Genomic DNA, 14,498 nt, shown 5'->3' on the forward strand with positions numbered 1-14,498 from the left:
AGATGTAACGACAAACGCTAGGAAGTAGTCCCGGAGATGCTCGGCTTGTTCGAAGGTGTGTTGGCGTTCGCGCGCGGTGCGCGACAGGGGTTGGGCGCATGACGCGGCCGAATCGCGAGCGGCCCAACCGGGCTCGACGCCCACGGATCAAGACCTTGCCGCAATTGCTCACCACCGCTGTGGAGGGTAATCCGACCGGACCCGCGGTCGTGTTCGCGGATGCCACAGCGACATTGGCGCAGTTGAGTTATGCCGAACTCGATGATCGGTCGAACCGCTTGGCGCGCTTGCTGATCGAGCGCGGTATCGGCCCGGAGGATTTGGTCGCGGTCGGCATTGCGCGGTCGGTGGAATCGATTGTCGCGGTGTGGGCGATCGCTAAGGCCGGTGCCGGATTCGTACCCGTTGACCCGAACTATCCCACCGATCGCGTCGCGCACATGCTGTCGGATTCCGGTGCGGCGCTGGGGCTTACGGTTGCGGCACTGGACCGTACCGTCGCGGCGGTGGATCTGCCGGACGGCCCGGAATGGGTCGCCATCGATACCTCCGACATCGCGGCATATTCGGCGGAACCGATCACCTACGCGGATCGGATCCGGCAACTGCGGGCCGAGCATCCGGCTTATGTCATCTACACCTCAGGATCGACCGGAACGCCCAAGGGGGTGGTCCTCACCCAGGCGGGGTTGTCGAATTTCTGTGATGAGCAGCGCGAGCGCTATACGCTGACCGCCGATTCGCGCACACTGCATTTCGCCTCGCCCTCCTTCGACGCATCGGTATTGGAGTTGCTGCTTGCGCTGAGTCGGGGCGCGACCATGGTCGTGGCGGCACCGACGGTGTACGGCGGCGCGGAATTGGCCGCACTGTTGCGCCGGGAGCGGGTGACGCATGCCTTCATCACCCCGGCCGCGCTCGCCTCGCTGCCCGCAGATGGACTGGACGAGCTGCGCGTAGTGGTCGCGGGCGGTGAGGCCTGTCCACCGGAGTTGGTGCGGCGCTGGGTGTTACCGATCGCGGATGGCCGCACCCGGGAATTCTTCAATGGATACGGCCCGACCGAGACCACGATCATGACGAATATCAGCGCGCCGCTGGTGCCGGGCGAACCGGTGACCATCGGTGCGCCGATCCGCGGGATCACCGAATATGTGCTGGACGAGGAGCTCGCGCCGGTGCCGGGTCGGGTTGTCGGCGAGCTCTATATTTCCGGTGCGCAGGTGGCCCGTGGCTATCACGACCGGCCGGGTCTGACCGCCGCTCGGTTCGTGGCCGACCCGTTCGGTGCGCCGGGTTCGCGGCTCTACCGCACCGGCGATCTGGTGCGGTGGACGGCCGAGCGGGAGTTGGAATACCTGGGGCGCAATGATTTCCAGGTGAAGATCCGTGGTTTCCGCATCGAACTCGGCGAGATCGATGCGGTGCTCGCCGCGCACGACGGCGTCGATTTCGTGGTCACCATCGGTCACGAACAGGACAGTGGCGCAACGATTCTGGTGTCGTATGTGCGTGCCGTCGCCGGTGCCGCGATCGATACGGCGGAACTGACCGGGTTGGCCGCAAGCAAACTGCCCGCCCATATGGTGCCGAGCGCCATTATGGTGCTCGACGAGATCCCGCTGACCCCGGTCGGCAAATTGGATCGACAGGCGCTGCCCGCACCACAGTTACGCACCAAGACTTTCCGCGCGCCGTCGGGTTCTATCGAGCCGATAGTTGCCGAACTCTTTGCCGACGTACTTGCGCTCGAGGTGCGGGTCGGTGCCGATGACGACTTCTTCGAACTCGGTGGCAACTCACTGATCGGCACCCAGCTGATGGCGCGACTCGGCGCTGCGCTGGATGCCAGGATCCCGGTGCGTCTGCTCTTCGAGACACCGACCGTCGCCGGACTGGCCGCCGCCGTGACCGAACATGCCGGTGCCGGTGACCGCAAGGCATTGGTTGCCGGTCCCCGTCCGGAGGCGATTCCGCTGTCGCTGGCTCAGCAGCGGATGTGGTTCCTGAACCGGTTCGACACCGCGTCGGCGGCCTACAACATTCCGATCGCGGTGCGGTTGAGCGGTGCGCTCGATGTGGCCGCGCTGCGGGCGGCGGTCGCAGATCTGGTTGCGCGACACGAGGTTCTGCGGACGGTGTATCCCCACACCGATGCCGGTCCGGAACAGCTGATTTTGCCCGCGGACGAATCGGTGCCGGAGCTGACGGTTCAGACCGTTGCCGCTCAGCAGCTCGAATCCGCTGTGCGCGAACTGCTTTCCACGACATTCGATGTGACCGCAGAAGTGCCGCTGCGGGTCGGCTTGTTCGAGGTCGAGGATTCGCCCGCCGAATTCGTGTTGGCGCTGGTGGTGCACCATATCGCCGGTGACGGCACCTCGATGGGGCCGTTGACGCGTGATCTGATGACCGCCTACGCCGCACGGACGGCTGGTTCCGTGCCCGGCTGGACACCGCTGCCGGTGCAATACGCGGACTACAGCATCTGGCAGCGCGAGTTGCTGGGTAGTGAGGACGATCCGGAGTCGTTGGCAGCCGGACAGATTGCCTACTGGCGTGATGCACTCGCGGCGCTGCCCGATCAACTGGAGCTGCCGACGGATCGGCCGCGGCCCCCGGTGCAGTCGTTCGCCGGTGGCAAGGTTCCGGTGCATATCGATGCCGAAACCCATCGGGCGCTGGTCGAATTGGCGCGCGCCGAGGGCGCGACACTGTTCATGGTCGTGCACGCGGCCTTGGCGGTATTGCTGGCCCGATTGTCGGGCACCGATGACATTGCCGTCGGCACGCCTATGGCCGGTCGCGGTGAGGCGGCGCTGGACGAGCTGATCGGCATGTTCGTCAATACCCTGGTGTTCCGGACCCGGGTGGATGAATCCGGACCGTTCACCGAACTGCTCGCGCGGCAGCGTGAGACGGATCTCGGGGCCTTCGCGAATGCCGATGTGCCGTTCGAACGACTCGTCGAGGTGCTGAATCCGGTCCGCTCGACCGCGCGGCATCCGCTGTTCCAGGTGGGATTGTCGTTCCAGAATCTGGCTGCGACGAGTCTGGAGCTGCCTGGATTGACCGTCTCGGCGGTGGACTTCGATGCCGCGGTATCGCAGTTCGATCTGCACTGGATCATCGGCGATCACTACAACGAGACAGGGCAGCCCGCGGGAATCAGCGGTGCCGTCACCTATGCGCACGATCTGTTCGACGAGCCGACGGTGCGGGGCTTCGTGGCTCGGTTCGCGCGGTTGCTCGGTGAGATCGCCGCGGCGCCGCACACGGTCGTCGGTGAGCTGGAACTGCTCGACGCCGCGGAACGGACCGAGCTGGTATCCGGTCGCAATGCGACCGACCATGCGGTGGATGCGGCGGCGACGCTGGTGTCGCTCTTGGATGCGACTGTGGCCGCCACACCGGGCGGGGTGGCGCTGATGGGCGCGGACGGCGAACCGGTGACCTATGCGGAACTGGATGCGCGGGTGAACCGCCTCGCACGACACCTGATTTCGCGGGGCGTCGGTCCGGAGTCGCGGGTCGTGCTCGCCTTGCGCCGGTCGGTGGATCTGGTCGTCGCGATGTACGCGGTGGCCAAGGCCGGTGCCGCGTATGTGCCGGTGGATCCGGACCAGACCGCGGCGCGAACCGATTACATTCTGGGTACCGCGGCGCCGGTCTGCGTATTGACCAATGCCGCAGCGGGTTTCGATACCGAGCTGGCCCCGGTGGTGCGACTGGACCGGCTCGACCTCGATTGGCTGCCCGCGACACCGATAGCGGATGATGAGCGGGTCAGGCCGTTGCGCGCGGCGAATACCGCGTACGTGATCTTCACCTCGGGTTCGACCGGGCGGCCGAAGGGCGTCGCGGTTTCGCATGCCGCGATCATCAACCAATTGCTCTGGAAGACCGCTGAATTCGGGGTCGGACCAGGTGATGCCGTGTTGCTGAAGACGGCCGCCACCTTCGATCTGTCGGTGTGGGAGTTCTGGTCGGCGGCGGTATTCGGCGGGCGATTGGTGCTTGCCCACCCGGACGGGCACCGCGATCCGGACTATCTGAACGATCTGATGGCGCGGGAGTCGGTGACCACGCTGCATGTGGTGCCGTCGATGCTGGACGCGCTGTTGACCGGTCGGCTGCCGTTCACCTTGCGGCGGGTGCTGGTGATCGGTGAGGCACTGCCCGCAGAGCTGGCGCAGCGGTTCCGGGACACCTATCCGCAGAAGGAACTGTTCAATCTGTACGGGCCGACCGAGGCTGCGGTGTCGGTCACCAATCATCGGGTGACCGACAAAGATGCGGTATCGGTGTCGATCGGTACGCCGGAATGGAACAGCCGGGTCTATGTCTTGGATTCGCGGTTGCGTCCCGTGCCGGTCGGTGTTTCGGGTGAGTTGTATTTGGCCGGTGCGCAGTTGGCGCGCGGCTACTTCGGGCGGGTCGATCTGACGGCGGAGCGGTTCGTGGCGAATCCGTTCGAGTCGGGTGCGCGCATGTACCGCACGGGTGATCTGGTGGCCTGGAATGCTCACGGTGAGCTGGCGTATCGCGGGCGCACCGACTTCCAGGTGAAGATCCGTGGCTTCCGGATCGAATTGGGTGAGATCGAGGCGGCCCTGGTCGCGCTGCCGGAGATCGCGCAGGCGGCGGTTATCGCGGACGCGGATCAGCGGACCGGTGATCGGCTCGTCGCCTATCTGGTGGGCGTCGATGTCGATGTGGCACAGGTGAAGTCGGCGCTGGCCCGCGTGCTGCCGTCCTATATGTTGCCCGCCGCCTACGTGGTTCTGCCCGCGCTGCCGCGCAACGCCAACGGCAAGCTGGATCGAAAGGCTCTGCCCGCGCCCGAGTTCGAGGCCCAGGTGTTCCGTGCGCCGTCGACACCGATCGAGGAGATTGTCGCCGGGGTGTTCGCCGATGTACTCGGGGTGGATCGGGTCGGGATCGATGACGACTTCTTCGCACTCGGCGGCAATTCACTGATCGCCACCCAGGTGGTGGCGCGGCTGGGTGCCGCGCTGGATACGCAGGTGCCGGTGCGGGTGTTGTTCGAGGCGCCCACCGTCGCGACATTGGCGGTCCGGGTCGAGAATCGGGTCGGCTCCGGTCGGCGGCCGCGATTGGCCGCGGGCAGGCGACCGGACCGGGTGCCATTGTCGCTGGCACAGCAGCGGATGTGGTTCCTGAACCAGTTCGATACCGAATCGGCCGCCTACAACGTGCCGGTCGCGGTGCGATTGTCCGGTGCACTCGATATTGATGCACTGCGATTGGCGGTCGCCGACGTGGTGGCCCGGCATGAGGTGCTGCGCACCGTGTATCCGTCGCGCGACGGTGTCGCGTATCAGGTAATTCTGCCTGTGGGACAGGCGGTTCCGGATCTTACGGTCGTCGACATCACTGCGGGTGAGCTGCGCGATCGGATCGTCGAGCTGGTCGGCACCGGGTTCGATGTCACCGCCGACGTGCCCGTGCGTGCCGAATTGCTGCGCTGCGACAGCGACTACGTGCTGGTGCTCGTGGCCCATCACATCAGCGCGGATGGCTGGTCCATGGGGCCGCTGACTCGTGACCTGATGCTGGCGTATATCGCGCGCACCGGCGGATCCGCTCCGAACTGGACGCCATTGCCGGTGCAGTACGCCGACTTCGCGCTGTGGCAGCGGGCCGTACTCGGCGCGGAATCCGATCCGGATTCACTTGCCGGACAACAGGTGTCGTATTGGCGACAGGCCCTGGCCGAGCTGCCGGATGAGCTGAACCTGCCATCGGATCGGACTCGGCCTGCCGTCCCGTCGTTCGTCGGCGGCCGGTGCGATATCCCGATCGATGCGCAGTTGCACGTGGCGCTACTGCGATTGGCCCGCGATCACAATGCGACCCTGTTCATGGTGGTCCACGCCGCGCTCGCGGTACTGCTGGCGCGCCTGTCGGGCACCGACGATATCGCCATCGGTACGCCGGTCGCCGGGCGTGGTGAGGCCGAACTCGACGATGTCATCGGCATGTTCGTGAATACTCTCGTACTGCGCACCGAGGTCCCGGGTGGCCGCACCTTCGCCGAACTGCTTGCCCACGCCAAGGATGTGGATCTACAGGCTTTCGCGCACGCGGATATTCCGTTCGAGCGGTTGGTGGACCTGCTCGAACCGGCACGATCGACGGCACGGCATCCGCTGTTCCAGGTGGCGCTCTCGTTCGAGAACCTGCCGGACAACTCGTTCGAGCTGCCCGGGTTGCAGGTCGCTCCAGTGGATTTCGATCTCATTACCGAGAAATTCGATCTGTCGTTGGCGATTCGCGAGTCGAGTGCGGGCATGTTCGCCGCGTTCACCTATGCGCGCGACCTTTTCGACGACGCGACGGTTCGCGTCTTCGCGGATCGGTTCGCGCGGCTGCTCACCGCCATCGTCGCGGATGCGGAGACGCCGGTGGGTGATCTGCCGCTGCTGGCCGAATCCGAAGTCGAATTCCTGACTCGCGTGCACCCGGATCATCTGATGGCGGGTGGGCTGCTGCCCGATCTGCTGTTGCGCGGACTGCGCCACGGTGCGGACCGTACCGCGGTCAGGTATGCGGGCCGATCGATCAGCTACCGCGAACTCGACCGGTACTCGTCGCGGTTGGCCAGGGTGCTGATCGAACGTGGCGTCGGCCCGGAAAGTCTTGTCGCGCTGGCATTGCCGCGTTCCTACGAGATGGTCGCGGCGGTGCTGGCCGTCGCGAAGGCCGGTGGCGCACATGTGCCGATCGATCCGAACCATCCGCTGGAACGGATTCGGCATCTGCTGACCGACTCGGCGGCGGTCGTCGGACTGACCTCGACTGAGTACATAGCAGAGCTCCCCGATGACCTGCAGTGGCTCGGGCTCGACGACCACGCAATGGAAGCGTTGTGCGCCAACCGATCCGCCGCGCCGATCACCGACGCCGATCGGATCACCCCGCTGCGTCCGCACAACCCGGCCTACGTCATCTATACGTCGGGTTCGACCGGTGTGCCCAAGGGTGTCACGGTGACCCACGCCGGACTCGGCGGTCTGCTCGACCATGCGATCGAGCTGTACCGGCTCGAGCCCACACGCCGTTTCCTGCATATCTGCGCGCCGAGCTTCGACCCGTCGGTATTGGAATGGCTGTGCGCCTTCTCGGTCGGTGCGACGCTGGTGATCGTGCCGTCCACCGTGCCGGGTGGGGACGAGCTCGGTGACCTGCTGCGCACCGAACAGGTGACGCACGCGATCATCACCCCGGCGGTCCTCGGCACGGTGGATCCGACCGGTCTGGACCACCTCGAAATGCTCTCCGTCGGTGGCGATGTCACCACACCGGAACTGCTGGCCAAGTGGCAGCCCGGTCGCAGGTACTACAACGGCTACGGCCCGACCGAGACGACCATTATCTCGTCGTATGCGGAATTGACTGCGGGACAGCATATTACGATCGGCTCTCCGGTGCGCGGTATGTCCGCGCTGGTGCTGGACGCGCGGTTGAACCCGGTACCGCCCGGCGTGACGGGTGAGCTGTATCTGGCGGGCGGCGCGCTGGCGCGCGGTTATCGCAATCGAGCCGGGCTGTCCGCGGAGCGTTTCGTCGCCAACCTGTGGGGTGAGCCGGGTGCCCGGATGTATCGCACCGGCGATCTGGTCCGCTGGTACGCGACTCCGGCGGGAACGTGGGAGCTGGATTATGTGGGGCGCAGCGACTTCCAGGTGAAGGTCCGCGGCTTCCGTGTCGAACTCGGTGAGATCGACGCGGTGCTCGGCAGCCACGAGGATGTCGAATTCGCGGTCACCCTCGGCCGTGAGACGGCCGCTGGAGCAACGGTATTGGTCTCGTACGTGCTCCCGGTGGCCGACCGGGTCGTCGAGCCCGACCGACTCACCGAATTCGCGGCGCGGGTACTGCCCTCGCATATGGTGCCCTCGGCCATCGTCGTCCTCGACGAGTTGCCGCTGACCACCAACGGCAAACTCGACCGCAACGCACTACCCGAACCGAAGTTCGCAGTCACGGTGTCGCGGGCACCTTCCAGCCCGCTGGAATCGCGGATCGCCGAGTTGTTCGCGCAGGTGCTCGGCGTGCGCCAGGTCGGAGCCGATGACTCCTTCTTCGCCATCGGCGGTGACAGCATCGTCTCGATCCAGTTGGTTTCGCGGGCCAAGTCGGTCGGAATCGGTTTCACGCCGCGCGATGTCTTCGAGCAGAAGACCGTCGCCGGATTAGCGCGGGTCGCGGTGCTCGGCACGGATCCCGCGCCCGTCGTGCTGGCGGAGTTGCCCGGTGGCGGGGTTGGTGATATCCCGCTCACCCCGGTGCTCGCGGGCTTCCTCGAGAACGGTTCATTCGGCCGCTTCGCGCAGACCCTCGTGCTCGCGCTGCCGGAAGGCATCGACAGCACCGGACTGACCACCACGCTCACCGCCGTACTCGACCACCACGACATGTTGCGCGCGCGAGTATGGCAGGTCGACGGCCGATGGTGGCAGCAGGTGGCCGCGCCCGGAACGCTCGACGCGTCGGTGCTCTTGTCCGAGGTGGACGTGCCGGACGAGGCCGAGCTCAACCGAATCGGTAATGCCGCCGTGGCTTCCGCGCTGGCGGCACTGGATCCGGCCGCGGGTCGGATGGTCGCGTTCAGCTGGCTGCGCAGGTCGAATGCACGCGATCTACTGGTCTTCGCGGCGCACCACTATGTGATCGATGGCGTGTCGTGGCGGATTCTGATCCCGGACCTCATCACCGCATGGGCACAGCGCAGCGCCGGGATGGCCATCGCGTTGCCGCCGGTCGGAACGTCATTCCGGCGTTGGGCGCACGGTCTCGTCGAAGCAGCGGGCTCGCCGTCGCGGATGGCCGAGCTCGACTACTGGCGTACCGTGCTGGCCACACCGGATCCCTTGCTCGGTACACGTGCGCTCGATCCCACTGTGGATACCCACGCGTCGGTGCGGCAGTTGACGGTCGAGGTGCCTGTCGATGTGGCCGATGCGGTGCTGACCACGGTGCCCGCGCTGTACCGGGGCGGCGTCAATGACGGTCTGCTCGCGGCGCTGGCCATGGCGGTGCGTACTTGGCGGGCGCGACGCGGTATCGCCCTCCCGGTCACCAGGATTCGACTGGAGGGTCACGGCCGCGAGGAAGCGACTGTGCCCGGCGCCGATCTGACTCGTACGATCGGTTGGTTCACCAGCGTGTATCCGGTGGCGCTCGATCTCACCGGCGTTGCCGACGAGACCGCGGCGGTGCTGCGGTCGGTGAAGGAGCAATTGCTCGCGGTTCCGGATCGGGGTATCGGCTTCGGGCTACTGCGCCAGTCGAATTCGAGTCTGGCCGGTGATATCGGGCAGATCGGCTTCAACTATCTGGGCCGGGTATCCACCGGCGGCGCACCGGAGTTGACCGATCCGGCCTGGCTCCCGTCCGGTGACCTCGGTGACCTCGACGACGGCCAGGATCCGGCGCTGCCCGCATCGGCTGTGGTCGATATCAATGCGATCGTCGTCGACACCGATGCCGGACCGCGGATGGATGTGGCCTTCAAGTACGCCGGTGAAATCCTCGACGCGGCGGCAGTACAGGAACTGGCCGACGACTGGCTCACCGCCCTGACGGCGGTGGCCCGGCATGTAGCCGACCCGAATGCCGGTGGTCTCACACCATCAGATGTGCCGCTCATATCGACCACCCAACACGAACTCGACACCTGGCGGGCGAACTACCCGGGCCTGGTCGAGGTACTGCCCCTATCGCCGCTGCAAACCGGCCTGCTGTTCCTGATGGAAATGCTGGCCGAGTCGGTGGACCCCTACGTCATTCAGGTGGCGGTCGAACTCTCGGGCGAATTCGAACTCGACCGCCTGCGCCGCGCCGCACAGGCGGCGCTGGACCGGCACGCGAATCTGCGCAGCGCCTTTGCCTTCGGCGCGAACGGCAAACCCGTGCAGCTCATTGCCGAAGGGGTTCGGGTGCCGTGGCGAGTGGTCGCCGAGGTGCCCGACGCTGACCTGCCAGATCTGCTCGCCGCCGACCAGCGCACCGGATTCGATTCCGCGCTGGCGCCGCTGCTGCGATTCACGGTGTACCGCACCGCATCCGGGCGCACGCACCTGGTGCTGACGGCGCATCACATCCTGCTCGACGGCTGGTCCATGCCGCTGCTGATGAAGGATCTGCTGATCCTCTATGCGACCAGGAGCGATACCGCGCTGCTGCCCGCCGCGCGGCCGTACCGCGATTATCTGGCGTGGCTGTCGCGCCAGGACCGTGAAGTCACACTGCGTGCGTGGGAAACCGCGCTGACCAAGCTCGCGCCGACGCTGCTCGCGCCCGTGTTGGTGCGGCCCACAGCGCCGGCCGATGGATTCGGCAGGTCCGCATTCGAACTGTCGGCGACCGAGACGGCCGCGCTGACGTCCTTCGCCGCGGCGACCGAGGTCACCGTCAATACGGTGCTGCAAGCGGCGTGGGGTGTGGTCCTCGCCGGTATCACCGACCGCGATGATGTGGTCTTCGGCGTCACCGTTTCGGGACGTCCACCGCAGCTCGACGGTGTCGACGCGATGGTCGGTTTGTTCGTGAACACCATCCCGGTGCGCGTCCGATTCGATTCGGCCACAACGGTTTCGCAGCTGCTCACCGAGCTGCAAGCCGGGCAGGCTGCACTGCTGGAGCATCATTATCTCGGGCTGGCCGATGTCCAGGCGATCGCGGGCGGCACCGAGTTGTTCGACACGCTGGTTGCCTACGAGTCGTATCCGATCGATGCCGATGGCCTGCGGCAGGCGGGTAGCGCGGTCGACGGACTGGTGGTCGGTGGCGTGAGTTCGGTCGACTACACCCACTATCCGGTTACCGTCCGAGCAGAACTGGGTGCCGAGCTGCGGGTAGAGGTGCTGTATCGCGGCGATGCCGTCGCGGATTCGGCGGCGCAGGCGTTGACCCGGCGGTTGCGCACTGTGCTGGGTGAATTCGTCACCGCGGATTCGGTTGCAACCGTGCGTGACGGTGTGGGGTCCGACGTACTCGGGCAGGTTCGATACTGGCGCAGCACGCTGGCAGGACTGCCGGATGAGTTGACGTTGCCCATGGATCGTCCGCGCTCGACCGTGCCCTCCTATGACGGCGGGCAGGTCGTGCTGCAGATCGGTGTACACCTGCACCACGAACTGCGTCGGCTTGCCGAGACCAGGAATACCTCGGTATTCGTGGTGTCGCATGCGGCTTTCGTGGTGCTGTTGGCGCGGTTGTCCGGCACGACCGATATCGCGATCGGTACACCGGCCTCGTGGGCAACCCTCGACAACGCCGTGATGCTGCGCACCGATAGCAATCCCAGTGCGACCTTCGGTGAACTGAACGCCGCGGTCGGTCCGACCGACGCGGCCGGGGTCCCTGGGACAACCTTCGACAACACCGTGGTGCTGCGTACCGAATACCACCCGGGTGCGACTTTCGACGAACTGCTCGCCGCGGTCGGCCCGGTCGACGCCGCCGCATTCGCGCACGTCGATGTGCCATTCGCGCAACTCGTCGAGATATTCGATCCGGTCCAGGTGACCGGCAGGCATCCGCTGTTCCAGGTCGCGATGGGGCAGCGCAGCGCCGTAACGGATCCGCTCACGGTGGACCTGCGGCTTTCGCTGAACGAGCGAATCGGTCCGCGCGGTGAAACCCAGGGCGTGCTGGCCGAATTCACCTATGCGACAGACTTGTTCGACACGGTCACTGTGCAGGGCTTCGCTGATCGGTTTGCCCGGATCCTCACCGCGGTCGTCGCCGACGCCGCGGTGACGGTCGGCGATATCGAGCTGCTCGGACCGAACGAACGCACCCGGGTGCTGCACGAATGGAATTCGCGCGGTGCGTGGGTGCCCGCCGCGACACTCCCCGAGCTGATCGCCGATCAGGCCAGGCGTAGGCCCGATGCGGTGGCGGTTCGCTTCGGCGATACCGCACTCAGCTTCGCGGAGCTGCGGCGGCGGGCGAACCGGGTGGCGAGGGCGCTCATTGCCGCCGGTGCCGGTCCGGAATCGCTGGTGGCCGTTGCGGTTCCGCGTACCGAGGAGCTGCCGGTCGCGCTGCTCGGCGTGCTCACTGCGGGTGCGGCGTATCTGCCGATCGATATCACCTATCCGGCGCAGCGGTTGGCCTTCGTGCTTTCCGATGCGGTTCCGGTCTGTGTGCTCACCACCGCGCAGCAGCGTGCCGATGTGCCGGTCGGCGAGCTGCCGGTGATATTGCTCGAAGAGACAACGGAATTCGATGATCGTCCAGTTAGCGACGCCGACCGTATCGCGCCGCTGCTGCCGGATCACCTCGCCTACGTCATCTACACCTCGGGTTCGACGGGCGTGCCGAAGGGTGTTGGTGTGGCGCACCGCAATGTGGTCGAGCTGTGCGCGAATACCCAGCCGCTGTTCTGTTTCGACGAGGCCGATGTGTGGACGCTGTTCCACTCCTTCGCCTTCGACTTCTCGGTGTGGGAGCTGTGGTGCGCCTTGGCCACCGGCGGTGCCGTGGTCGTGGTGGACTACGCGACCTCACGGGCACCGGAACTGTTCCGCGAGTTGCTGATTCGCGAGAAGGTGACGGTGCTGAACCAGACACCGTCGGCCTTCTATCAGCTCATCGAGGCCGATCGGGCCGCCTCCGATGTCGATGGCGAATTCGCGCTGCGACATGTCGTATTCGGTGGCGAGGCATTGGATCTGCGTCAGTTGCGGCGCTGGTATGAGCGCCATGACGTGGATGCGCCGCGGCTGGTGAATATGTATGGGATCACCGAAACCACGGTGCACGTGTCGTTCCTTGCGCTGGACAAGCAGATCGCGGATAGTCCGGACAGCCTGATCGGACGGGCGCTGCCGGGTTTGGATGGCTATGTGCTCGACGAGCGCTTGCATCCGGTGCCGGTCGGAACACCGGGGGAGATCTATGTGGCCGGAGCTCAGCTGTCCAGGGGATACCTCGGCAGGCCGGGGCTGGCGGCGACACGTTTCGTCGCGAATCCCTTCGGCGCACCCGGATCTCGTATGTACCGCACCGGTGACCTTGGTCGTTGGGGCCAGGCCGGACTCGCCTACGCCGGGCGCAGTGATCAGCAAGTTCAGTTGCGCGGCTTCCGAATCGAACTCGGCGAGATCGAATCCGCGCTGCTGCGCTGTCCGGGCGTGAGCCAAGCGGTGGTGCTGGTCCGCTCGACCGAACGTCTCGGGGATCAGCTCGTCGGGTATGTGGTGCCCGCAGCCGGTGCCGGCATCGATACGGATGAATTGCGGGTGCAGGTGGCCGAATTCCTCACCGGCTATATGGTTCCCGCCGCCATCGTGGTGCTCGATGTCATGCCGCTGACCCCGAACGGCAAGCTGGACCGGCGCGCGTTACCGGAGCCCGCGTTCGAGGCACGGCAGTACCGCGCACCGGCAACGCCGATCGAGGAAACCGTCGCCGCCGCCTTCGCGGAGGTGCTCGACCTCGACCGATTCGGTATGGACGACAACTTCTTCGAGCGCGGCGGCAATTCGCTGATCGCCACGAAGCTGACGGCACGGCTGAGCTCGCTTCTCGGTGAAAAGATCCCGGTTATGCGGGTATTCACCGCACCGACCCCGTCGGACTTCTTGGCCGAGCTGGCCCGCCGGGCGGGTGGGCAGGTCGAGGGCGAGGTGGCCTTCGATGTGGTGCTGCCGCTGCGCGCGACGGGTACCGCCGATCCGTTGTTCTGCATCCATCCGGTCTCCGGCATCGCATGGTCGTTCGCGGGACTGGCGGCCTACCTCGATTCCGACCGGCCGATCTACGGCATCCAAGCACCCACCCTGGCCGCACCGGCAGAGCTGCCGGACACGATCGAGGAGTGGGCCGCGATCTATGTCGATGCGATCCGCTCGGTCCAGCCGATTGGGCCGTATCACCTGATCGGCTGGTCGATGGGCGGTGTCTTCGCGCACGAGATCGCGGTGCAATTGCAGCGGGCCGGACAGCGGGTGGCCACGCTCGCGGTGATGGACAGCTATATGGCCGATCCGCCAGACGAACGCGCGCAGGGCGCGGGCTCACCCGTGCCGGTGGCCGAGCTGATCGGTGGCCTGCTCGGCGAACAGGCCGGTGACCTCGGCTTCGCCGCCGATATTGACTTGGCACAACTCGCCGAGCGGCTGGTCGAACTGCCGGAGCCGTTCGCCTCCTTCGGCTCCGAGCGGTTCACCCGGGTGCTGGATACGGCTGTGCATTCGGTTGTGTTGCGCAATGCCTATCAGCCTGTTCGATTCCACGGCGACGTCATCTACTTCACTGCGGCGCTCGACGACCCCACCGGTTCGATCGGCGCGGGAATCTGGGTTGATGTGGTCGACGGAACCGTGGATAACCGCGCGGTGCCGACCACCCACTGGCGTATGACGGCCGCCGACGGACTCGCCGAAATCGGCCGGGTGCTGACCGACATTTGGCGGGAAGTCGCAGCGCGGACTCGTGACTGAAACTCGCAGCCACGTCAG

The 14,498-nt window shown here is 66.1% G+C and carries 1 pseudogene; it reads left to right on the forward strand.

The annotated features are described in order from the left end of the window. Positions 1 to 98 precede the first annotated feature (98 nt). Positions 99 to 14,480: pseudogene (locus ACIBI6_RS20525) on the forward strand (amino acid adenylation domain-containing protein); the annotation flags it as partial. Between the last annotated feature and the right edge of the window lie 18 nt (positions 14,481 to 14,498).

Source organism: Nocardia sp. NPDC050412 (assembly GCF_044458825.1).
Lineage (GTDB): Bacteria > Actinomycetota > Actinomycetes > Mycobacteriales > Mycobacteriaceae > Nocardia.